The following is a 21,256-nucleotide window of genomic DNA, read 5'->3' on the forward strand; positions in this document are numbered from 1 at the left end:
TCTCAGCCGAGAGTGTGGGCGGCCAGCAGGTCGCCCAGTGCCTCCTCGTGCGCGGCGGCCGGGCCGAGTGAGAGCTCGATCTGCTTGGCCCACGCGTGGTAGCGGTGCAGGGGGTAGTCGGTGTCCGCGCCGAAGCCGCCGTGCAGATGCTGCGCGGTCTGCACGACGCGGCGTACACCGTCGGACGCCCAGATCTTGGCCACCGCCACATCGCCCGTCACGGGCAGGGCGCCGTGCGATCCCGTGGACAGCCGCCAGGCGGCCTGCCAGAGGGTGACTTCCATGGCACGTAGGTCGATGTAGCGGTCGGCTGCCTGGACGGCCACGGCCTGGAAGGTGGCGACGGGGAAGCCGAACTGCTCGCGTTTGCCGGTGTATTCGCTCGTCATGGCCAGTACGCGCTCGCCGAGCCCCAGCGCGAGCGCGCAGGTGCCGGTGGTGAGGAGATCGCGCAGCCACTCCCAGGCGCCCTCGGTGTCGATCACCTGAGGTGCGGTGAGGCGTACGGAATCGAGGCGGACCTCGGCGAGGCGTTCGCCGCTGGTGGAGACCTGGTCGGCGAGCGTGACGCCCGGGTGGGCGCGGGGGACCAGGGCGAGCACGGCGCGGCCCGCGCCGGTGTGCGCGGGTACGGCGATACGGTCCGCGCTCTGCGCCCAGGGCACGCCCGTCTGTACCCCGTCGAGCAGCCATTGCTCGCCGTCCCGCAGTGCGGTGACGGCGAGCTCGGCCGGGTCGTGGCCGGTGCGGCCGTTGGCGGCGGCCGTCAGCACCAGTTCGCCGCGGCCGACGCGGGGAAGGATCTCGGCGGCCAACTCGGGGCTGCCGTAGGCCTGTACGGTCATCGCGACCGCGCTGGTCTCCAGCAGCGGTACGCGGGCGAGCACCTTCGCGGACTCGCGCAGCACGAGGCACAGCGCGATGGGATCGAGGCCTGCCCCGCCGTGTTCGGCGGCCAGGACCAGGCTCAGCAGATCACTACCGGCGAGCCCGGCCCACAGTGGCCGGTCGAAGTCCTCGGCCACCGCGCCCGGGGTGAGTGCGGGGCTGGGGACCTGGTCGGGCGTGACGCCCGAGAAGACGGCCTTCGCGGCTTCGACGGCCGCCTGCTGCTCCTCGGTGAAGGTGAAGTCCACGTCCCTTGCCCTCCCGTGACCGGTACCGCATTCACCTGACGGACCGTCAAGATAGAACAGGTTCTAGGTGAAGGGAAGGTGCGGGAACGGGCTGGGCGTCAGCGGTCGAAGTCCAGTTCCACTTCCGGCGTCGCCGGGTGCGACTGGCAGGCCAGGACGTAGCCGGCTTCCGTCTCCTCCGGCTCCAGCGCGTAGTTGCGGTCCATCCGCACCTCACCGGAGACCAGGAAGGCCCGGCAGGTCCCGCAGACGCCGCCCTTGCAGGCGTACGGCGCGTCCGCGCGGCTGCGCAGCACCGTCTCCAGCAGCGATTCGCCGTCCTGTACCGGCCACTTGCCCGACCGGCCGTCGAGCGTGGCGGTGAGGGTGCTGCTCGTGGGCGCCGTCGCCGTACCGCTGGTGACCGTTCCCGTCCCGTCGTCGACGTGGAAGATCTCCTCGTGGATACGGTTCCTGGGCACCCCGAGAGCGCGCAGTGCCCGCTCGGCGCCCTGGACGAGACCGAAGGGCCCGCACAGGAACCAGCCGTCCACCTCCGCCACCGGCAGCAGCGCGGGCAGCAGCCCGGTCAGCCGCTCCTCGTCGAGGCGGCCCGACGGCAGTCCCGCCTGCTGCTCTTCCCGGGAGAGCGCGGTGACCAGCTGGAAACGGTCCGGACAGCGGTCCTTCAGGTCGGCGACCTCCTCCAGGAACATCGTCGAAGCCGCCGTGCGGTCGCTGCGGAGCAGGCAGAAACTGGCGTCGGGCTCGCGCGCCAGCACCGTCGCCGCCATCGACAGCACCGGCGTGATGCCGCTGCCGCCCACGATCGCCGCGAAGCGACCCGGGCGGGGCTCCAGGACGAAGCGGCCGGTCGGGGTCATGGCCTCGACCGTGTCGCCCACGTTCAGTTCCTTGAGGGCGTACGTCGAGAAGTCGCCGCCGTCGACGAGCCGGATGCCGACCCGCAGCACCGGCTCCAGTGGGGCTTCGGTGGCCGGGGCGCAGATCGAGTACGTACGGCGGATCTCCTCGCCCGCCACGACGCGGCGCAGCGCGATGTGCTGGCCGGGTGTGTGGCGGAAGGTCTCGCGGAGCTCGGGCGGCACGTCGAGGGTGACGGCCACGGAGTCGTCGGTGAGCCGCTCGACCTCGCGGACCCGGAGCGGATGGAACTCGGCCCGTCCGGCGCTTGAGGACAGCATCTACAACTCCTTGAAGTGGTCGAACGGTTCACGGCAGGAAACGCAGCGGCGCAGCGCCTTGCACGCGGTGGAGGAGAACCGGCTGAGCAGCTCCGTGTCCGTGGAGCCGCAGTGCGGGCAGCGCACCGACAGGGTGAGGGGCACGGGGCCGCCGTCGGCGGGCTGCGGGCGCGGGGGCGCTATGCCGAACTCGGCCAGTTTGCGGCGGCCCTCCGCGCTGATGTCGTCCGTCGACCAGGCCGGGGACAGGACCGTGCGGACCGAGACCTCCGGTATGCCGTGGTCGTGCAGCACACGCTCGATGTCCGAGGACATCGCCTCGATCGCCGGGCAGCCGGTGTACGTCGGCGTCAGCTCGACCTCGACCCTGCCGGGCCCGTGGACGTGGACGGCGCGCAGGACGCCGAGCTCCTCCAGGGTGAGCACCGGCAGTTCCGGGTCGGGGACCGAGCCCGCGACCCTGCGCAGCTCGGCCTCCAGGTGCGTCTCGGTCACCATGTCGCCCCCGGGTGACTGCGGTGCAGGTGCTGCATCTCGGCGATCATCCGCCCGAACGGTTCGGTGTGCAGTCCCTGGCGGCCCGCGCCCGCCGCCCAGGCTCCGCTCTGCGGCCCCTCGGGCACGGTCAGAGTCGCCCGCTCCAGCACGGCGCCGACCGACTCTCGCCAGCCGGTCTCCAGCTTCTGCCAGTCGACGTCGACGCCCTCGACGGGCTGGAACATCTCACCGGTGAACCGCCACAGCGCGTCACAGCCCCGCTGCATGCGCTCGTGGCTCTCGTCCGTGCCGTCGCCCAGGCGCAGTGTCCATTGCTCGGCGTGGTCCTGGTGGTAGGCCACCTCCTTGACCGCCTTCGCCGCCAGCGGCGCGAACTCGCCTTCGTCGGCCGCCAGTTGGCCGTACAGCAGCCGCTGGTAGGTGGAGAAGTAGAGCTGGCGGGCGATGGTCTGCGCGAAGTCGCCGTTCGGCTGCTCGACCAGCTGGAGATTGCGGAAGGCACGCTCTTCGCGGAGGTACGCCAGCTCGTCCTCGTCACCGACGAGCGAGAGCAGGATCCGCGCCTGCCCCAGCAGGTCCAGCGCGATGTTCGCGAGGGCCACTTCCTCTTCGAGCACCGGGGCGTGTCCCGCCCACTCCCCCAGCCGGTGCGAGAGCACCAGCGCGTCGTCGCCCAGGGCGAGGGCCGCGGTCACAGGTGCCTCACTCCCTCGGGGATCTCGTAGAAGGTCGGGTGCCGGTAGGGCTTGTCGGCGGCCGGTTCGAAGAACGGGTCCTTCTCGTCGGGCGAGGACGCGGTGATCGCCGATGACGGCACCACCCACAGCGAGACGCCCTCGGACCTGCGGGTGTAGAGGTCGCGGGCATTGCGCAGGGCCATCTCCGCGTCCGGCGCGTGCAGGCTGCCGGCGTGAGTGTGGGACAGTCCGCGGCGCGAGCGCACGAACACCTCCCACAGCGGCCAGTCGGAGTTCGTCATGCTGCTGCCTTCCCATGCTTCGCGGCGTACGCGCTTGCCGCTTCCCGGACCCAGGCGCCCTCTTCGTGCGCCGTGCGCCGCTGCGTGATCCGCTGCTCGTTGCAGGGACCGTTGCCCTTCAGTACGTCCCAGAACTCGTCCCAGTCGATCGCACCGAAGTCGTACTGCCCGCGGTCCTCGTTCCACCGCAGGTCCGGGTCGGGCAGGGTGAGCCCGAGGGCCTCGGCCTGCGGGACGGCGATGTCGACGAAGCGCTGGCGCAACTCGTCGTTCGAGTGCCGCTTGATCTTCCAGGCCATGGACTGCGCCGAATGGGCGGACTCGTCGTCCGGCGGGCCGAACATCATCAGCGACGGCCACCACCAGCGGTCCACCGCGTCCTGCGCCATCGCGTGCTGCTCCGGCGTTCCCTTGCTGAGGTGCAGCAGCAGCTCGTACCCCTGCCGCTGGTGGAAGGACTCCTCCTTGCAGATCCGGACCATCGCGCGGGCGTACGGGCCGTAGGAGCAGCGGCACAGCGGCACCTGGTTGGTGATCGCGGCGCCGTCGACCAGCCAGCCGATGGCGCCGACGTCGGCCCAGGTCAGGGTGGGGTAGTTGAAGATCGAGGAGTACTTCTGGCGGCCGGAGTGGAGCTTGTCGAGCAGCTCTTCGCGGCCGGTGCCCAGGGTCTCGGCGGCGCTGTAGAGGTAGAGCCCGTGCCCCGCCTCGTCCTGCACCTTGGCCATCAGGATCGCCTTGCGGCGCAGGGAGGGCGCGCGGGTGATCCAGTTCGCCTCCGGCTGCATGCCGATGATTTCCGAGTGGGCGTGCTGCGCCATCTGGCGGACCAGCGAGGCCCGGTAGGCGTCGGGCATCCAGTCCCGGGGCTCGATGCGCTCGTCCGCGGCGACCGCGGTGTTGAACGCCGCTTCGTACGCGGCCTCCTGCTCCGCCTGTCCGGCCTGCGCCTCAGCCGTCGTACGGTGCGCAGCTGCTGTAGCCATCCGAGCCCCCTGCCGTCCCTGCCGCTTCTTGCCGAGCGGCCAACCGACCGACCGATCGTTCGGTTCGATGACTTCAATGGTGAGTCGACGGCCCGTAGGGTGTCAACCCTGTGGATAACTGAGGTGGACCGACGGTGATCGGGGCGGGATGGATTCGTACGACGACAGGGGCGTGACCGCCGGGCGGGCGGCGGGTTTCGTCCCGGGCGCCACGGAGGCCCCCGAGGCGGTACCGGAAGTCCCGGACGCCGCGGAGTCCGCAGGGCCTCCGGACGCCGTGGGCGCCCCCGAGGACCCTCCCGGCCCTGGCATACCGAGCGGCGGCATCGCGGCGCTCTCACTCCCGTATCAGGCCGTGGCAGCCCTCGCGCTCGCCGTCGTCGGCGTCATCGCGTGTGTGCACCTCGGGATGATTTTCCTGCACGTCGCACCGTCCAACACCCTCACCAAGCAGAACGGTGAGGCCATAGACGACTGGGTCTACCCCGAGTTCGAGCAGAACTGGAAGCTCTTCGCTCCCAATCCGCTCCAGCAGAACATTTCCGTACAGGTACGGGCACAAGTCCGTACGGCCGACGGGCAGTGGAAGACCAGCGACTGGATCGACCTCTCCGCCCAGGACGGTGAAGCGATCCGCGGCAATCTGCTGCCGAGCCACACCGTCCAGAACGCGCTCCGGCGCGCCTGGGACTTCTACACCGCCTCGCACGACAACGCGAACAAGCCGAACGGCATGCGCGGCGCCCTTGCCGAGCGCTATGTGCGCCGCACCGTCATGCTGCGCCTCGCCGACCAGGACCTGGGCGGCAAGGTCGAGCGGATACAGGTCAGGTCCGAGACGATGTGGGTGAAGGCGCCGGCGTGGAGCGACGAGAAGACGAACGGCCGGCCGGCCCACCGAGTGCTTCCGTGGTGGCCGGTGATCGAGGGGGATCTTCCGGAGGGCGCCCGGCGCGCATCGGAGGCGTCCCGGTGAGCTCGTCGTCCGTCCGCACTCCCGACCGCGCCCCCGGCGGTACGCCGGGCCGTGCCGCGGGCCGCGCCCCCGGCCGCGCTCCGGCCCGTAAGCTCGCGCGCGCCGTTCAGCGCGTCACCTCCACCGCCCTCGGGCCGTACCAGAGCGCCGTCGTCCGGATCGGGTTCTCGCTGACCTGGCTGCTCTTCCTCCTCTGGGAATACCCCCACCGCCGGGAGCTGTACGGGCCGGACGGGCCGTGGAACTGGGACATGGCCCAGCAGCTGATAGCGAACAATCACGCTTTCACCGCGCTGATGTGGTCGGAGAGCTCGCTCTGGTTCGAGATCGTCTACGGGTTCGCGGTCGTGTCGGCGGCGCTGCTGATGCTGGGCTGGCGGACCCGGACCATGTCCGTCCTCTTCATGATCGGCGTGCTGTCGCTGCAGAACCGCAGCATCTTCATGGGCGACGGCGGCGACAACGTCATCCACCTGATGGCGATCTACCTGGTGCTGACGCGGTGCGGGCAGGTTTGGTCGCTGGACGCGCGGCGCGACCCCTCTCGCGGCGACCAGGTGGGGCCGGCCCTGTGGGGTGCGCTCGGTGCCTGTCTTGTCGCGCTCACGTTCACGGGCGAGCTCAGCGGCGGCTGGCTGCTGATCTTCTGGGGCTTGCTGGTCGTACACGGCCTGTGGTGGGCGGCCGGCCGGTACGCGCCCGGGCAGCCGCGCATCCTGCTGGACGTCATCGCCAACCTCGCGCACAACGCCGGCCTTTTCGTGATCATGGCAGAGGTCTGTCTCGTCTACGCGACCGCCGGCTGGTACAAGATCCAGGGCTCGCGCTGGCAGGACGGCACCGCGCTCTACTACCCGCTGCACCTGGACTACTTCTCGCCCTGGCCCGTGCTTTCCGGGCTGCTTGCCTCCAGCGGCGTGATCGTGATGCTGCTGACGTACGGGACGGTGGCCGTCCAGGTCGCGTTCCCCTTCACGCTCTTCAACCGGCAGGTCAAGAATGTCCTGCTCGCCGTCATGATCACTGAGCACGCGGCGATCGCTGTGCTGCTCGGGCTGCCCTTCTTCTCGCTCGCGATGATCGCCGCCGACGCGGTCTTCCTGCCGACCGGCTTCCTGCGGCGTATCGGCCGGTGGGCGGCGCGGCTCGACGTATCGGGCCTGGTCGGACGCCCCCGTAGGCTGAAGTCATGACGGACGACGTGGCCATGACCGAGGACGTGGCCGAGGCTGTGATGCGGCAGTGGCGTGAGGCAGCCGCGAACACCGTTCTGCTCGACGGGTTCCATGCTATCAAGCACGCGCTGCGCTTCGGCGCGGACGTGCGCATGACGGTGACGAGCGACCGGCAGGCCGCGGTGGCGCTCGCGCGGGAGCTGGCCGATGACGTGTCGGACGTGATCGCCCAGTCCGTCGTCGAAATTCCGGCACACGCCTTGCGTGAGCTGGTCCCCAGGGTTCACACCACGGGGATGGCCGCACTGGCCGTCCGGCGCGATGCCCGGGCCAACGCCCAGACGCTGTCCCGGCTGCCCCGACTGTCTCCGATCGTCGTGCTCGACAACCCTCGAAATCTCGGCAACGTCGGAGCGGTGGTGCGCCTGGCTGCCGGATTCGGTGCCACGGGCGTGGTCACCACCGGCGACATGGACCCCTGGCACCAGAACGTGGTGCGTGCCGGAGCGGGGCTGCACTACGCCACGGCCGTCGAGCGCAGGAGCCTTGACGAACTGCCGCCCGGTCCGCTGTACGTACTGGACCCGGAGGGCGAGGACATCCGGTCCGTGAAGGTCCCCGACGACGCGCTCGTAGCGTTCGGCTCCGAGCGGCACGGGATCTCACCCGAGCTGCGGAGCAGGGCGACCAAGCTGGTGTCCCTCCCCATGAGACCGCAGGTGTCCAGCTACAACCTCGCCACGAGTGTCGCCATGACGCTGTTCCACTGGGGCGGACCGCCCGCCCCCACCCCTGCCTGAAGGGCTGAGGTGGGGGCGGGCGATCAGCTGACCGGCTACGCCTGCCTGCGGACCTCCACCACCCGGAAGCGGTTGGCGACGAACGCCGCGTCGCACAGGGCGGCGTTGGCCGCCGGGTTGCCGCCCGAGCCGTGGAAGTCGGAGAACGCCGCGGTCTGGTTGACGTACACCCCGCCCGTCAGGTTCAGCGAAAGCTGCGCGGACTCCTCCAGGCAGACTTCCTCGATGGCGGCCTCCGTGATCTGCGACGTGGTGTAGGCGCCGACCGTCATCGCGCCCTTCTCGCGGATCGTACGGCGCAGCAGCTCCAGGCCGTCTTCCGTGGAGTCGACGGCGACGGCGAAGGAGACCGGGCCGAAGCACTCGGACATGTAGGCCGCTTCCGCGTCGGGCTTGGCGCCGTCGAGCTTGACCATGACCGGCGTACGGACCACCGCTCCAGGGAAGTCCGGGTTCGTGATCTCCCGTGAGGGGAGCGCCACTTCGCCCATTCCCGCGGCCGCTTCGAGGCGGGCCTTCACGTCGGGGTTGACCAGTGCGCCGAGCAGCGCGTTGGCGCGGGCGTCATCACCGAGGAGTGCGGCGACGGAGGCCGCGAGGTCGGAGACGACTTCGTCGTAGGTCTTGGCACCGGCGTCCGTCATGATCCCGTCCCTGGGGATCAGGAGGTTCTGCGGGGTCGTGCACATCTGGCCGCTGTAGAGGGACAGCGAGAACGCCAGGTTGGACAGCATTCCCTTGTAGTCGTCGGTGGAGTCGATCACCACCGTGTTGACGCCGGCCTTCTCGGTGTAGACCTGCGCCTGGCGGGCGTTGGTCTCCAGCCAGTCGCCGAACGAGGTGGACCCCGTGTAGTCGATGATCCGGATCTCCGGGCGGGTCGCAAGCGTCTTGGCGATGCCCTCGCCCGGGCGCTCGACCGCCAGCGCCACCAGGTTCGGGTCGAAGCCGGCCTCGGTGAGGACCTCGCGGGCGACCTTGACCGTGAGGGCCAGCGGCAGGACCGCGCGGGGGTGCGGCTTGACGAGGACCGGGTTGCCGGTGGCGAGGGAGGCGAAGAGGCCCGGGTAGCCGTTCCACGTCGGGAAGGTGTTGCAGCCGATGAGCAGGGCGATGCCGCGCGGGACGGCGGTGAAGGACTTGCTCAGGTTGAGCGGGTCGCGCTTGCCCTGCGGCTTGGACCACTCGGCGGCCTCGGGCGTACGGATCTGCTCCCCGTACGCGTACGCCACGGCCTCCAGGCCGCGGTCCTGGGCGTGCGGGCCGCCGGCCTGGAACGCCATCATGAAGGCCTGGCCGCTGGTGTGCATGACCGCGTGCGCGAACTCGTGCGTACGGGCGCTGATGCGCGACAGGATTTCGAGGCAGACCAGGGCGCGGGTCTCCGGTCCGGCCTCCCGCCAGGCGCCCATGCCCGCCCGCATCGCCGGCAGGAGTACGTCGAGGTCGGCGTGCGGGTACTCGACGCCCAGTTCCGGGCCGTACGGCGATACCTCGGCGCCCGTCCAGCCGTCGGTGCCGGGCTGGTCGAGTGCGAAGCGGGTGCCGTGCAGGGCCTGGAAGGCCGCGAGTCCTTCGGCGGCGCTCAGGCTGCCGTTCTCGCCGTACGCCTTGGGGTGCTCGGGGTGCGGGGACCAGTACGCCCGGGTGCGGATCACCTCGAGCGCCTGGGCCAGTGTGGCCCGGTGCTTCTGGGACAGCTGGGAAGTGGTGAGTTCGGCGGCCACGGCGGACCAACTCCTCGTCGAGCTGGGCAGGGACAGGCGGACACGGATACAGTAACCGAACGATCGGTCGGGACAAGAGGGCCCGGTAAAACCTGTGGATAACTCATACGGGAGGATCGGGTCATGACAGCTATCGATCGAGCCCGCAGCGTCGCCGTCGTAGGCACCGGCACCATGGGTCAGGGCATCGCCCAGGTCGCTCTCCTCGGGGGCCACCCGGTGCGTCTTTACGACGCCGCCCCGGGGCGCGCCCAGGAGGCCGCCGAGGCCGTCGGCGCGCGCCTGGACCGGCTCGTCGAGAAGGGCCGGCTCGACCGCGCGGAAGCGGACAGCGCCCGCGCCCGGCTGCACGCGGCGAGCGATCTCTCCGAGCTCGCCGACGCCTCACTCGTCGTCGAGGCGATTGTTGAGAAGCTTTCGGTCAAGCAGGAGCTGTTCACCGCCCTCGAAGCGATCGTTTCCGAGGACTGCCTGCTTGCCACCAACACTTCCTCCCTCTCCGTCACGGCCATCGCGGGTCCCCTGAAGAACCCCGGCCGCTTCGTGGGGCTGCATTTCTTCAATCCCGCGCCCCTGCTGCCCCTGGTCGAGGTCGTCAGCGGCTTCGCGACCGACGAAACGAGCGCCACGCGCGCGTGGGCGACAGCGGCCGCCTGGGGCAAGACCCCGGTGCGCTGCGCGGACACCCCCGGTTTCATCGTGAACCGCATCGCCCGCCCCTTCTACGCCGAGGCCTTCGCGGTGTACGAGGAACAGGGCGCGGACCCGGCCACCATTGACGCCGTACTGCGCGAGTCGGGCGGCTTCAGGATGGGCCCCTTCGAGCTGACCGACCTGATCGGACAGGACGTCAACGAAGCGGTCAGCCGGTCGGTCTGGGAGTCGTTCTTCCAGAGCCCCAAGTTCGTTCCCTCGCTCGCCCAGCGCCGCCTCGTCGAGTCGGGCCGCCTCGGCCGTAAGTCGGGCCACGGATGGTTCCCGTACGGAGGCGAGGGTGCGGCGAAGCCCGCTCCCCGTACGGCTGCTCCCGAGGCCGCCCCCGAAGCTGTCACCGTCGTCGGGGACCTCGGCCACGCCGACGTGCTCGTCGCGATGATGGAGGAGGCGGGCATCGCCGTGGAGCGGGTGGAGGCGGGCGGCCCGTACATCGAGCTGCCGGGTGAAGGACAGCTCGTACCGGCCGACGGACGGACCTCCGTGGAGTACGCGGACGTCGTCTATTTCGACCTCGCCCTCGACTACCGGGGAGCGACCCGTATCGCGCTCTCCGCCTCCGAGGACACGTCCGCGCGGGCGCTCGCCGAAGCCACCGGGCTCTTCCAGAAGCTCGGCAAGGACGTCAGCGTCATCGGCGACGTGCCCGGCATGATCGTCGCCCGTACGGTCGCCATGATCGTCGACCTGGCGGCGGACGCCGTCGCGCGGGGCGTCGCCTCGCCCGAGGACATCGACACGGCGATGCGTCTTGGCGTGAACTACCCCCTGGGGCCGGTCGAATGGAGCAGTGCGCTCGGCCAGGACTGGGCGTACGACCTGCTGGAGAACCTGCACGAGTGCTGCCCGACCGGGCGCTACGCCCCGTCCCTGGCGCTTTACCGGCAGGCGTTCGCCGCCAAGGAAGAGGGCGCCTCATGACCACGGCCAAGCGCGACACGTACACCCCCGAGACCCTTCTGACGGTGGCTGTCCGGGTCTTCAACGAGCGTGGCTACGACGGCACGTCCATGGAGCACCTGTCCAAGGCCGCCGGCATCTCGAAGTCCTCGATCTATCACCACGTGGCGGGCAAGGAGGAGCTGCTGCGCCGCGCGGTCAGCCGGGCCCTCGACGGGCTCTTCGGGATCCTCGACGAGCCGGGCGCGGTGCGGGGGCGGGCGATCGAGCGGGTGGAGTACGTCACCCGGCGCACCGTGGAGGTGCTGATGGCCGAGCTGCCGTACGTCACGCTGCTCCTTCGCGTACGCGGCAATACGAAGGCCGAGCGCTGGGCGCTGGAGCGGCGCCGCGAGTTCGACCAGCGGGTGGCCGATCTGATGAAGGCGGCGGCCGCCGACGGTGACCTGCGCACCGATGTGGACATACGCATGGCGACGCGACTGCTCTTCGGAATGGTCAACTCGCTGGTGGAGTGGTACCGGCCGCAGGCGGCCGAGGGCCATGGCGGCGTGGACGGGGAGCAGCTCGCCGAGACCGTGGTGCGGCTGGCGTTCGACGGGCTGCGGACCAGCCGCTGAGGTGGCTCACAGCTCCGGGGGTGACTGGGGCGGTTGAAGTGACTGCGGCGGCTGTGGGGAGGCCGCCGAGTCGAGATCCGTCTCCTCGAAGACCAGCAGGGTGCGCGTGCTGAGCACTTCCGGTATCGACTGGATCTTCGTCAGTACGAGCTCGCGCAGCGCCCTGTTGTCCGCCGTGTGCACGAGCAGCAGTACGTCGAAGTCCCCGCTGACCAGCGCGATGTGCGCGGCGCCGGGCAGTTCCTGAAGCCGTTCGCGGACCGTGCGCCAGGAGTTCTGCACGATCTTGAGCGTGATGTACGCCGATGCTCCCTGCCCCGCGCGTTCGTGGTCCACGCGTGCGCTGAAGCCGCGGATGACTCCGTCGTCGATGAGGCGGTTGATGCGCGCGTAGGCGTTGGCGCGCGAGACATGCACCCGCTCGGCCACGGACCGTATCGACGCGCGGCCGTCCGTTTGGAGCATGCGCAGGATGTCGCGGTCGATGGCGTCCAGCGGGCGTGCGGGAGGGCCCGCTCCCGCGTCGGCCATTTGTTCAGCTGCCATGTCCCCCCGCCTCCCTCTCATGGACGACCTGCCTCTATCCCAGGCTGTGCAGAACCGTTTGTCCACAGGCTGGAGGTGCCTGTAGCCAAATTGCGTCCACGACCGAACAATCGGTAGGTGAGGCACACCACATTGCTGTGCCTTCTCACCGCTCCCACGAGGAGGTGCACGCGATGAAGAAGAGCACCATGGAACTGCCCGGTGCCGCCGCCTACCGGCCCACCCCTCCCCCGGCCTGGAGGCCCCGCACGGACCCCGCGCCGCTGCTGCCTGACAGCGAGCCGTACCGCGTGCTCGGCACCGACGCCGCCGACCGGCTCGACGCCGCGCTGATGCGGCGGCTGTACGCGGAGCTGGTACGCGGCCGCAGGTACAACGCGCAGGCGACCGCCCTCACCAAGCAGGGCCGCCTCGCCGTCTACCCCTCCAGCACCGGGCAGGAGGCCTGCGAGGTCGCGGCCGCGCTCGTCCTGGAGGACCGGGACTGGCTCTTCCCGAGCTACCGGGACACGCTGGCCGCCGTGGCGCGCGGGCTGGACCCCGTACAGGCGCTGACGCTGCTGCGGGGCGACTGGCACACCGGTTACGACCCGCGTGAGCACCGCATCGCGCCGCTGTGCACCCCTCTCGCGACCCAGCTGCCGCACGCCGTGGGCCTGGCGCACGCCGCGCGCCTCAAGGGCGACGACGTGGTCGCGCTCGCCATGGTCGGCGACGGCGGCACCAGCGAGGGCGACTTCCACGAGGCGCTGAACTTCGCCGCCGTCTGGCAGGCACCGGTCGTCTTCCTCGTGCAGAACAACGGCTTCGCGATCTCCGTGCCGCTCGCCAAGCAGACCGCGGCCCCGTCCCTGGCCCACAAGGCCGTCGGGTACGGAATGCCGGGCCGGCTCGTCGACGGCAATGACGCCGCCGCCGTGCACGAGGTGCTGGCCGAGGCGGTGGAGCGGGCCCGGCGGGGTGGTGGTCCGACGCTGGTCGAGGCCGTCACGTACCGCATCGAGGCCCACACGAACGCCGACGACGCGACCCGCTACCGGGGCGAGGCGGAGGTCGAGGCGTGGCGCGCCCATGACCCTGTCCAGCTGCTTGAGCGGGAGCTCAAGGAGCGCGGAATGCTTGACGAGGACGCCGTGCAGCAGGCCCGCGAGGCGGCGGAGACGATGGCGGCGGAACTGCGGGAGCGGATGAACGCGGACCCGGTGCTCGATCCCATGGACCTTTTCGCGCACGTCTACGCCGAGAAGACCGCGCACCTTCGGGAGCAGGAAGCCCTGTTGCGGGCCGAGCTCGATGCGGAGGACGAGCGATGACGACAGCAGCGGCGACCGCCGTCGACGCGAAGCCCGCCAAGCCCGCGACGATGGCGCAGGCCCTCGGGCGTGCGCTGCGCGACGCGATGGCCGAGGACCCGAGTGTCCATGTGATGGGCGAGGACGTCGGCGCGCTCGGCGGGGTTTTCCGGGTCACCGACGGGCTCGTGAAGGAGTTCGGCGAGGACCGGGTCACGGACACGCCGCTCGCTGAGGCGGGGATTCTGGGAACGGCCGTGGGCATGGCGATGTACGGGCTGCGGCCCGTCGTCGAGATGCAGTTCGACGCGTTCGCGTATCCGGCGTTCGAGCAGCTCATCAGCCATGTGGCGCGGATGCGAAACCGCACGCGCGGGGCGATGCCGATGCCGATGGTGATCCGGGTGCCGTACGGCGGCGGGATCGGCGGCGTCGAGCACCACAGTGATTCGTCCGAGGCGTACTACATGGCGACTCCGGGGCTCCATGTCGTGACGCCGGCGACGGTCGAGGACGCGTACGGGCTGATGCGGGCGGCGATCGCGTCGGACGATCCCGTGGTCTTCCTGGAGCCGAAGCGGCTCTACTGGTCGAAGGCGGCGTGGTCGCCGGAGGCGCCCACCGCCGTCGAGCCGATCGGGCGTGCGGTCGTACGCCGCTCGGGCCGCAGCGCGACGCTGATCACGTACGGGCCGTCCCTGCCGGTGTGCATGGAGGCGGCGGAGGCGGCCGAGGCGGAGGGCTGGGACCTGGAGGTCGTGGACCTGCGCTCGCTCGTGCCGTTCGACGACGAGACGGTGGCGGGCTCGGTACGGCGTACCGGGCGGGCGGTCGTCGTCCACGAGTCCACCGGCTTCGGCGGGCCCGGCGGGGAGATCGCCGCCCGGGTGACGGAGCGGTGCTTCCATCATCTGGAGGCGCCGGTGCTGCGGGTCGCCGGGTTCGACATTCCGTATCCGCCGCCGATGCTGGAGCGGCACCATCTGCCGGGAGTGGACCGGGTGCTCGACGCGGTCGCGCGGCTCCAGTGGGAGGCGGGCATCTGATGCCGCAGGTCTTGGAATTCAGGCTGCCGGACCTCGGTGAGGGGCTTACCGAGGCGGAGATCGTGCGCTGGCTGGTGGAGGTCGGCGACGTGGTCGCCGTCGACCAGCCGGTCGTCGAGGTCGAGACGGCCAAGGCGATGGTGGAAGTGCCGTGCCCGTACGGGGGCGTGGTGACCGCCCGCTACGGCGAGGAGGGGACCGAACTGCCGGTCGGGTCGCCGCTGCTGACGGTCGCGGTCGGGGCGGCTGCGGCTGCGGCGCCTCAGGCCGCTCCTGCTGACGCGGAGTCGTCGGGGAACGTGCTGGTGGGGTACGGCACGGGGGCAGCGGTGGCGCGGCGGCGGCGTATCCGGCCGGCCGCGGCTGCCGGGTCTGCCACGGCTGCTGGGTCTGCCGGCTCTGTGGCGGTGGCTGAGGCCGCTGCCGCGGTGGCGGTGGCGGTCGAGAGTGACGGGCCCGTGCCGGTCATTTCGCCGCTGGTGCGGCGGCTGGCGCGCGAGAACGGTCTGGATCTGCGGGCGCTGAAGGGCTCCGGGCCCGATGGTCTCATCCTGCGATCCGACGTGGAGGGTGCGATTCGTGGGGCGGCGGCCGTGCCGACGCCGGTGCCCGCGGCGGCTTCCGCCGCTGTGGGCGAACGCGTTCCGTTGCGCGGGATGCGCGGCGCCGTCGCGGACAAGCTGTCGCGCAGCCGCACCGAGATTCCGGACGCCACCTGCTGGGTGGACGCGGACGCGACCGAGCTCATGGCGGCTCGTACGTCGATGAACCAGGCCGGCGGGCCACCGGTCTCTGTCATCGCGCTCCTCGCCCGTATCTGTACGGCCGCGCTTGCCCGCTTCCCGGAGCTCAACTCCACCGTGGACATGGCCTCCCGCGAGATCGTGCGGCTGCCCGGTGTGAACCTCGGGTTCGCGGCGCAGACGGAGCGGGGGCTGGTCGTTCCCGTCGTACGGGACGCGCATGCCCGCAACGTGGATGAACTGAGTGCGGAGTTCGCCCGGTTGACGGAGTCGGCCAGGAAGGGGGCGCTGACGCCGGCGGAGCTGACCGGTGGCACGTTCACGCTGAACAACTACGGGGTGTTCGGGGTCGACGGGTCCACGCCGATCATCAATCACCCGGAGGCGGCGATGCTCGGGGTCGGCCGGATCGTGCCGAAGCCGTGGGTGCATGAGGGTGAGCTGGCGGTGCGCAAGGTTGTGCAGTTGTCGCTGACGTTCGACCACCGGGTGTGTGACGGGGGGACCGCGGGTGGGTTCCTGCGGTACGTGGCGGACTGCGTGGAGCGGCCGGCGGTGCTGCTGCGGACGCTTTAGCCTGCCGCCGCGTGGGGGCGCTGCCCCAGACCCCGCTCTCAAGCGCCGGAGGGGCTGGATGTGCCGCTGGGCGCGATATCCAGCCCGTCCGGCGTTTCAGGACACGCCCGCACGGCGTCTGTGTTGTCTGGGGGCTGGGGGCTGGGGGCGTTGCCCCCCACGCGGCGGAAGAACAGCCCCGCCCCGCATACTCATCGCATGACCGCGACCGCGTACGACGCCATCGTGTTGGCCGGAGGGGCCGCCAAGCGGCTCGGTGGGGTGGACAAGCCCGGTGTGCGCGTGGGCGGGCGGACGCTGCTCGACCGGGTCCTGGGCGTCTGCCGCGGGGCCGGAACCACCGTCGTCGTCGGCGGGCGGCGGGCGACCGTACGCGCCGTCGAGTGGGCGCGTGAGGAACCGGCCGGGGGCGGGCCGCTGGCCGCGCTCGACGCCGGGGTGCGGCGTACCACCGCGGAGACCTTGCTCGTACTCTCCGCCGATCTGCCCTTTATTCAGAGCGGGACGGTTCAGCGGCTCCTCGACGCGCTGGACCGCAGCGGGCGCGAGGCGGCGCTGCTCGTGGACGCGGGCGGGCGCGACCAGCCGCTCGTCGCCGCCTACCGCGCCGAACCACTGCGCCGCGAACTGGCCCTCCTCGCCACCGAGCACGGCAGCCTCACCGGCTTGCCGCTCCGACTGCTCACGCACGAACTCGCCCTGTCGCGCGTCGCCGCCGGGCCGCTCGACTCCTTCGACTGCGACACCTGGGAAGACATTGCCGCAGCCCGGTCCAGGATCAGGGAGCATGGACACGTGCTGGATGAATGGATGACCGCAGTCAAGGACGAACTCGGCATCGAGCTGGATGTCGACATCAACGTCCTGCTCGACCTCGCCCGCGACGCCGCGCACGGTGTCGCCAGGCCCGCCGCCCCGCTCACCACCTTCCTGGTCGGCTACGCGGCGGCGAAGGCCGGCGGGGACGGGCCGCAGGCCGTGGCCGAAGCGGCTCGCAAGGCCGCAGCTCTCGCCGCCCGCTGGGCGGAAGAGGAAGAGCCCAAGGGCGAGGCCGCGGGACACGGCACGGAAGACGGCGCGGGGTGAGCCAGGAGGACCGCGAGGTCGACGAGGCACTCGCTCTCGTCCGGCGGGCGCAGGGATCACCGGCCGGCGGGGAGCCGGAGCAATCGCCGCAGCGGCCGAGCCAGGAGACCGGTCAGGCCGGCGAGGCCGGCCGCGCCGGTCCCGCTCGGCAACCTGGTGCCGAGCCCGCGCCGTCGGCTCGTACCGACGTCGCGGACTCGGGGAGGGACGGTGCCGTGGCCTCGGCCTCGGCCCGCACCCGCGCCACGCCGTGGAGTGAGGCCCGCGTCGTGGCTGCCCGGGCGGGCGGGGCCGGCGCGTCCCGTGCGCGGCGGGTGTCGCTGGGGCAGGCCCTCGGGCAGGTCCTCGCCGAGCCTCTGGACGCCCTCACCGACCTGCCGTCCTTCGATACGTCCGCCATGGACGGGTGGGCCGTCGCCGGGCCGGGGCCGTGGTGGAGCGTCGAAGAGGGCGGCCAGGTCCTCGCCGGACACGCCGCACCCGGAGCGCTCGCCGACGGTACTGCTGTACGCATCGCCACCGGCGCCCGTATCCCGCCCGACGCGACCGCCGTGATCCGCAGCGAGCACGCCCGGCTGGAGGAGTCCAAGGGGCGGCTGTACGCGCGCCGGGAGGTCGTCCAGGGGCAGGACATCCGGCCGCGCGGCCAGGAGTGCCGTACCGGCGACCGGTTGCTGCCCGCCGGCGCGCTGGTGACCCCCGCCGTCCTCGGGCTGGCCGCGGCCGCTGGTTATGACGGGCTGTCCGTCGTGCCCCGGCCGCGCGTCGAAGTGTTCGTACTGGGTGATGAGTTGCTGAACGAAGGGCTGCCGCACGACGGGATGGTGCGCGACGCCCTCGGCCCCCTCCTCGGCCCGTGGCTGCACGCCCTCGGCGCCGAGGTGATCGGCACCCGGCATCTCGGTGACGACGCCGACGCGCTCCACCGGGCCGTCACCGCCTCCGAGGCCGACCTGGTCATCACCACGGGCGGTACGGCGGCCGGTCCCGTCGACCACGTCCACCCCATCCTGCGCAAGGCGGGCGCCGAGCTGCTGGTGGACGGTGTCGCGGTGCGGCCGGGGCACCCGATGCTGCTGGCGCGCCTCAGCGGGGGCGCCGATGGCCGGTACCTCGTCGGCCTGCCCGGTAATCCGCTCGCCGCCGTCTCCGGCCTGCTCACCCTCGCCGAGCCGCTGCTGCGCGCCCGCGCCCAGCGGCCACCGCTCGCGCCCTACCTCTCGCCCGTACGGGACGAGGTGAACGGTCATCCGCACGACACCCGGCTCGTCCCCGTCGTCCACCGTGCGGAGCAGGCCGTGCCACTGCACTACAACGGTCCGGCGATGCTCCGCGGAATCGCCGCCGCCGACGGCCTGGCCGTCGTCCCGCCCGGGGGCGCGCGGGCCGGCCAGGAACTCGAAATCCTCGATCTGCCCTGGACCACAGAAGGACGTTTCACGTGAAACTTCCCGGCCACGATGCGATGGCCAGGCACGCCGACGAGCACCTTGTCACCGCTCGGATCAGGCTGCCGCGCCGTATCGTCGACCGCCCGCTGCGGCAGGTCGGCAAGCGGCTGCTGATGGCGCTGGCGGTCCTGGCCCTGACGGTGTTCATCGTCTACGCCGACCGCGCCGGCTACCACGACAACGCCGACGAGAGCATCGACTTCCTCGACGCCGTCTACTACTCCACCGTGACCCTCTCCACGACGGGTTACGGCGACATCGTGCCGCACAGCGACAGCGCCAGGCTCACCAATGTGCTGCTCGTGACGCCGCTGCGCGTGCTCTTTCTGATCATCCTGGTCGGCACCACTCTCGAAGTCCTCACCGAGAGGACCCGGGAGGAGTGGCGGCTGAACCGCTGGAGGACCCAGTTGCGCGACCACACCGTCATCGTCGGATTCGGCACCAAGGGCCGTTCCGCGATCCAGACCCTGGCGGCCACGGGGCTCAGGAAAGAGCAGATCGTGGTCGTCGACCCGAGTGCGAAGGTCATCGAAGCGGCGAACGCCGACGGGTTCACGGGCGTCCTGGGCGACGCGACCCGCAGCGACGTACTGCTGCGCGCCGAGGTCCAGAGGGCCCGCCAGATCGTCATCTCGACCCAGCGTGACGACACGGCGGTCCTGGTCACCCTCACCGCGCGCCAGCTCAACCGGGGGGCGAAGATCGTTGCCGCGGTCCGCGAGGAGGAGAACGCGCCGCTGCTGCGCCAGTCGGGCGCCGACGCCGTCATCACCAGCGCGAGTGCGGCCGGCCGCCTGCTGGGTCTGTCCGTACTCAGCCCCAGCGCGGGCACGGTGATGGAGGACCTGATCCAGCAGGGCAGCGGCCTCGATCTCATCGAACGGCCGGTGATAAAGGCCGAGGTGGGACGGAACGTGCGGGAGACCGAGGACCTGGTGGTCAGCGTCCTGCGCGGGCACCGGCTGCTGGGTTACGACGACCCGCTGGCCAGTCCGCTCCAGCTGACGGACCGGGTGATCACCATCGTGCGCGCCTCTCCCGGTAACTCGACTGGGGGGGACATGCGGCTGACGTCGCCGGAGTAGCCGCGAAGGCGGACCAGAAGGTAACCGGGTGGGCGGAGTGGTTCGTACCGGTGCGGAGTAGCCTCGCGGCCATGTATGCGATCACGATCCCTGAACCCGGTGGCCCCGAGGCGCTCGTATGGGCGGAGGTCCCCGATCCCGTACCCGGCGAGGGCGAGGTCCTCGTCGAGGTCGTCGCGAGCGCCGTCAACCGCGCCGACCTGCTGCAACGCCAGGGCTTCTACGACCCGCCGGCCGGGTCGTCGGCGTATCCCGGTCTCGAATGCTCCGGCCGGATCGCCGCGCTGGGGCCCGGTGTCTCGGGCTGGTCGGTCGGCGACGAGGTGTGCGCGCTGCTGACCGGCGGCGGGTACGCCGAGAAGGTCGTCGTACCGGCGGGGCAGCTGCTGCCCGTGCCCGGCGGCGTTGATCTGGTCACGGCGGCGTCCCTGCCCGAGTCGACCTCGACGGTCTGGTCGAACGTCTTCATGATCGCCCACCTGCGGCCCGGCGAGACGCTGCTGCTGCACGGCGGCGCGAGCGGTATCGGCACGATGGCGGTCCAGCTCGCCAAGGCGGTCGGGGCGCGCGTCGCGGTCACCGCGGGCAGTCCGCAGAAGCTGGCGCGCTGCGCGGAGCTGGGCGCCGACATCCTCATCGACTACCGCGAGCAGGACTTCGTACAGGAGCTCCGCAAGGCCACGGACGGGACCGGCGCCGACGTCATTCTCGACATCATCGGTGCGAAGTACCTGGACCGGAACGTGAAGGCGCTCGCCGTCAACGGCCGCCTCGCGGTCATCGGCATGCAGGGCGGTGTGAAGGGCGAGCTCAACCTGAGTGCGCTGATGCGCAAGCGCGCCGCGATCACGGCGACGACCCTGCGGGCGCGCCCGCTCGGCGAGAAGGCGGCGATCGTGGCGGCCGTACGGGAGCATGTGTGGCCCCTGATCAGCACCGGCCGCGTACGCCCGGTCGTGGACCGCGTCATGCCGATGGCGGAGGCGGCGCAGGCCCACCGGGCGCTGGACGCGGGCGATCATGTCGGCAAGATCCTGCTGACGACGACTGCCTGAGCAGACACGTGCGAGAGGCCCGCACCGCCGTCGTGGCGGTGCGGGCCTCTTGTCGCACGTCGTCAGTGGTTCTAGAGGTACGGGCCCGAGCGCACCGGGCCGTGGCCGTCGTCCTGGCCGTCGTCCTCGTGGCTCGCGCCCGGCGGAAGTGCCCGCCGCATCTGCTCCAGCTGCGCCCGCGCCGCCATCTGCTGGGCGAAAAGCGCCGTCTGGATGCCGTGGAAGAGGCCTTCGAGCCACCCGACCAACTGGGCCTGCGCGATACGCAGTTCCGCCTCGGAGGGGATCGCCTCGTCCGTGAACGGCAGGGAGAGCCGCTCCAACTCCTCGACGAGCTCGGGCGCGAGGCCGTCTTCGAGCTCCTTCACCGAGCTGTGGTGAATGTCCTTCAGCCGTACCCGGCTCGCCTCGTCGAGAGGAGCCGCCCGTACTTCCTCCAGGAGTTGCTTGATCATGCTGCCGATGCGCATGACCTTTGCGGGCTGTTCGACCATCTCCGTCACTGGCACCTCGCGCGACTCGTCGTCCGCGCCGCTGAGAGCCATTCCGTCCTGTCCTACGACCAGGACATGGGGGCTCTCCTGCGACCGTTCACTCCTCGGCATCTCCATGCAGCCATTCTCTCGTACACCTGCGTCACAACACGGTGTGCCCCCGCACAGAGGTGATCCACCCTGT

At 71.1% G+C, this 21,256-nt stretch carries 21 protein-coding genes; 12 read left to right on the forward strand and 9 right to left on the reverse strand.

Annotated features, from left to right (window positions below):
• Positions 1-2 precede the first annotated feature (2 nt).
• The 6 genes from ABZX79_RS32050 to paaA all read right to left on the reverse strand — a co-directional run bounded on the left by ABZX79_RS32050 (position 3) and on the right by paaA (position 4,783).
• Complete coding sequence (locus ABZX79_RS32050) at positions 3-1,136, reverse strand: acyl-CoA dehydrogenase family protein (protein ID WP_355265574.1); 1,134 nt, start codon at positions 1,134-1,136, stop codon at positions 3-5.
• Positions 1,137-1,234: 98 nt separating this feature from the next.
• Positions 1,235-2,320: a 2Fe-2S iron-sulfur cluster-binding protein gene (locus tag ABZX79_RS32055; protein ID WP_355265577.1), complete on the reverse strand. Its 1,086-nt coding sequence runs from the start codon at positions 2,318-2,320 to the stop codon at positions 1,235-1,237.
• Positions 2,321-2,818, reverse strand: a complete 498-nt coding sequence (gene paaD, locus ABZX79_RS32060) for a 1,2-phenylacetyl-CoA epoxidase subunit PaaD (RefSeq protein ID WP_355265580.1) — start codon at positions 2,816-2,818, stop codon at positions 2,321-2,323.
• On the reverse strand, positions 2,812-3,513 hold the full coding sequence (gene paaC / locus ABZX79_RS32065; protein WP_355265582.1) for a 1,2-phenylacetyl-CoA epoxidase subunit PaaC: 702 nt from the start codon (positions 3,511-3,513) through the stop codon (positions 2,812-2,814). The genes paaD and paaC overlap by 7 nt, the downstream gene beginning before the upstream one ends.
• Entirely contained in the window at positions 3,510-3,797 is a 288-nt protein-coding gene (paaB, locus tag ABZX79_RS32070; protein ID WP_028810644.1) for a 1,2-phenylacetyl-CoA epoxidase subunit PaaB, read from the reverse strand. Before paaB ends, paaC begins: the two co-directional genes overlap by 4 nt.
• On the reverse strand, positions 3,794-4,783 hold the full coding sequence (gene paaA / locus ABZX79_RS32075; protein WP_355265585.1) for a 1,2-phenylacetyl-CoA epoxidase subunit PaaA: 990 nt from the start codon (positions 4,781-4,783) through the stop codon (positions 3,794-3,796). Before paaA ends, paaB begins: the two co-directional genes overlap by 4 nt.
• A gap of 148 nt (positions 4,784-4,931) precedes the next feature.
• On the opposite strand from paaA, the gene ABZX79_RS32080 reads away from it, so the two are divergent.
• Genes ABZX79_RS32080 through ABZX79_RS32090 form a run of 3 tightly spaced genes read left to right on the forward strand, consistent with a single transcriptional unit; the run spans position 4,932 to position 7,734 of the window.
• Positions 4,932-5,759, forward strand: coding sequence for a DUF5819 family protein (locus ABZX79_RS32080; RefSeq protein WP_355265588.1), 828 nt, complete (start codon positions 4,932-4,934; stop codon positions 5,757-5,759).
• Positions 5,756-6,952, forward strand: a complete 1,197-nt coding sequence (locus ABZX79_RS32085) for an HTTM domain-containing protein (RefSeq protein ID WP_355265591.1) — start codon at positions 5,756-5,758, stop codon at positions 6,950-6,952. Before ABZX79_RS32080 ends, ABZX79_RS32085 begins: the two co-directional genes overlap by 4 nt.
• A 14-nt stretch (positions 6,953-6,966) precedes the next feature.
• Positions 6,967-7,734, forward strand: coding sequence for a TrmH family RNA methyltransferase (locus ABZX79_RS32090; RefSeq protein WP_355265667.1), 768 nt, complete (start codon positions 6,967-6,969; stop codon positions 7,732-7,734).
• 35 nt (positions 7,735-7,769) lie between these two features.
• On the opposite strand, the gene paaN is transcribed toward ABZX79_RS32090, so the two are convergent.
• Positions 7,770-9,461, reverse strand: a complete 1,692-nt coding sequence (paaN, locus tag ABZX79_RS32095; RefSeq protein WP_355265594.1) for a phenylacetic acid degradation protein PaaN — start codon at positions 9,459-9,461, stop codon at positions 7,770-7,772.
• A 123-nt stretch (positions 9,462-9,584) separates the two neighbouring features.
• Between paaN and ABZX79_RS32100 the strand changes: the two genes are divergently transcribed.
• Positions 9,585-11,096 carry a 3-hydroxyacyl-CoA dehydrogenase gene (locus ABZX79_RS32100; protein WP_355265596.1) on the forward strand — a complete coding sequence of 504 codons (1,512 nt, stop codon included), beginning with the start codon at positions 9,585-9,587 and terminating at the stop codon, positions 11,094-11,096.
• Positions 11,093-11,695 (forward strand): TetR/AcrR family transcriptional regulator, encoded by a 603-nt coding sequence (locus ABZX79_RS32105; protein ID WP_355265599.1) that lies wholly within the window; start codon positions 11,093-11,095, stop codon positions 11,693-11,695. Before ABZX79_RS32100 ends, ABZX79_RS32105 begins: the two co-directional genes overlap by 4 nt.
• Positions 11,696-11,701: 6 nt before the next feature.
• Here the strand turns inward: ABZX79_RS32105 and ABZX79_RS32110 are convergent, their stop codons facing one another.
• Complete coding sequence (locus ABZX79_RS32110) at positions 11,702-12,241, reverse strand: Lrp/AsnC family transcriptional regulator (protein WP_355265602.1); 540 nt, start codon at positions 12,239-12,241, stop codon at positions 11,702-11,704.
• 173 nt (positions 12,242-12,414) lie between these two features.
• Between ABZX79_RS32110 and pdhA the strand changes: the two genes are divergently transcribed.
• From pdhA to ABZX79_RS32145, 7 genes are all read left to right on the forward strand, one after another.
• Entirely contained in the window at positions 12,415-13,554 is a 1,140-nt protein-coding gene (gene pdhA, locus ABZX79_RS32115; RefSeq protein ID WP_355265605.1) for a pyruvate dehydrogenase (acetyl-transferring) E1 component subunit alpha, read from the forward strand.
• A complete protein-coding gene (locus ABZX79_RS32120; protein ID WP_355265608.1) occupies positions 13,551-14,579 on the forward strand; it encodes an alpha-ketoacid dehydrogenase subunit beta in 1,029 nt (342 codons plus the stop codon). The genes pdhA and ABZX79_RS32120 overlap by 4 nt, the downstream gene beginning before the upstream one ends.
• On the forward strand, positions 14,579-15,898 hold the full coding sequence (locus tag ABZX79_RS32125) for a dihydrolipoamide acetyltransferase family protein (RefSeq protein ID WP_355265611.1): 1,320 nt from the start codon (positions 14,579-14,581) through the stop codon (positions 15,896-15,898). Before ABZX79_RS32120 ends, ABZX79_RS32125 begins: the two co-directional genes overlap by 1 nt.
• Positions 15,899-16,096: 198 nt before the next feature.
• Positions 16,097-16,984: an NTP transferase domain-containing protein gene (locus ABZX79_RS32130; RefSeq protein ID WP_355265614.1), complete on the forward strand. Its 888-nt coding sequence runs from the start codon at positions 16,097-16,099 to the stop codon at positions 16,982-16,984.
• The gene (locus ABZX79_RS32135) at positions 16,981-18,429 is read left to right on the forward strand and encodes a molybdopterin molybdotransferase MoeA (protein ID WP_355265617.1); all 1,449 of its coding nucleotides are present in this window, start codon (positions 16,981-16,983) and stop codon (positions 18,427-18,429) included. Before ABZX79_RS32130 ends, ABZX79_RS32135 begins: the two co-directional genes overlap by 4 nt.
• Positions 18,426-19,523, forward strand: coding sequence for a potassium channel family protein (locus ABZX79_RS32140; protein WP_355265620.1), 1,098 nt, complete (start codon positions 18,426-18,428; stop codon positions 19,521-19,523). The genes ABZX79_RS32135 and ABZX79_RS32140 overlap by 4 nt, the downstream gene beginning before the upstream one ends.
• A gap of 71 nt (positions 19,524-19,594) precedes the next feature.
• Positions 19,595-20,578, forward strand: coding sequence for an NAD(P)H-quinone oxidoreductase (locus tag ABZX79_RS32145; protein ID WP_355265623.1), 984 nt, complete (start codon positions 19,595-19,597; stop codon positions 20,576-20,578).
• A 71-nt stretch (positions 20,579-20,649) separates the two neighbouring features.
• Here ABZX79_RS32145 and ABZX79_RS32150 read toward each other — a convergent pair whose 3' ends face one another.
• On the reverse strand, positions 20,650-21,189 hold the full coding sequence (locus ABZX79_RS32150; RefSeq protein WP_355265626.1) for a bacterial proteasome activator family protein: 540 nt from the start codon (positions 21,187-21,189) through the stop codon (positions 20,650-20,652).
• Between the last annotated feature and the right edge of the window lie 67 nt (positions 21,190-21,256).

Source organism: Streptomyces sp. NPDC002994 (genome assembly GCF_040611155.1).
In the GTDB taxonomy this organism is placed as follows: domain Bacteria; phylum Actinomycetota; class Actinomycetes; order Streptomycetales; family Streptomycetaceae; genus Streptomyces.

Excerpts from the sequence above, each read along its gene's own strand:
- ABZX79_RS32055 (WP_355265577.1), bottom strand. The coding sequence starts at position 2,320 with ATGCTGTCCTCAAGCGCCGGACGGGCCGAGTTCCATCCGCTCCGGGTC.
- paaD (WP_355265580.1), bottom strand. The coding sequence starts at position 2,818 with ATGGTGACCGAGACGCACCTGGAGGCCGAGCTGCGCAGGGTCGCGGGC.
- paaB (WP_028810644.1), bottom strand. The coding sequence starts at position 3,797 with ATGACGAACTCCGACTGGCCGCTGTGGGAGGTGTTCGTGCGCTCGCGC.
- paaA (WP_355265585.1), bottom strand. The coding sequence starts at position 4,783 with ATGGCTACAGCAGCTGCGCACCGTACGACGGCTGAGGCGCAGGCCGGA.
- ABZX79_RS32080 (WP_355265588.1), top strand. The coding sequence starts at position 4,932 with ATGGATTCGTACGACGACAGGGGCGTGACCGCCGGGCGGGCGGCGGGT.
- ABZX79_RS32090 (WP_355265667.1), top strand. The coding sequence starts at position 6,967 with ATGACCGAGGACGTGGCCGAGGCTGTGATGCGGCAGTGGCGTGAGGCA.
- ABZX79_RS32100 (WP_355265596.1), top strand. The coding sequence starts at position 9,585 with ATGACAGCTATCGATCGAGCCCGCAGCGTCGCCGTCGTAGGCACCGGC.
- ABZX79_RS32105 (WP_355265599.1), top strand. The coding sequence starts at position 11,093 with ATGACCACGGCCAAGCGCGACACGTACACCCCCGAGACCCTTCTGACG.
- ABZX79_RS32110 (WP_355265602.1), bottom strand. The coding sequence starts at position 12,241 with ATGGCAGCTGAACAAATGGCCGACGCGGGAGCGGGCCCTCCCGCACGC.
- pdhA (WP_355265605.1), top strand. The coding sequence starts at position 12,415 with ATGAAGAAGAGCACCATGGAACTGCCCGGTGCCGCCGCCTACCGGCCC.
- ABZX79_RS32120 (WP_355265608.1), top strand. The coding sequence starts at position 13,551 with ATGACGACAGCAGCGGCGACCGCCGTCGACGCGAAGCCCGCCAAGCCC.
- ABZX79_RS32125 (WP_355265611.1), top strand. The coding sequence starts at position 14,579 with ATGCCGCAGGTCTTGGAATTCAGGCTGCCGGACCTCGGTGAGGGGCTT.
- ABZX79_RS32130 (WP_355265614.1), top strand. The coding sequence starts at position 16,097 with ATGACCGCGACCGCGTACGACGCCATCGTGTTGGCCGGAGGGGCCGCC.
- ABZX79_RS32145 (WP_355265623.1), top strand. The coding sequence starts at position 19,595 with ATGTATGCGATCACGATCCCTGAACCCGGTGGCCCCGAGGCGCTCGTA.
- ABZX79_RS32150 (WP_355265626.1), bottom strand. The coding sequence starts at position 21,189 with ATGGAGATGCCGAGGAGTGAACGGTCGCAGGAGAGCCCCCATGTCCTG.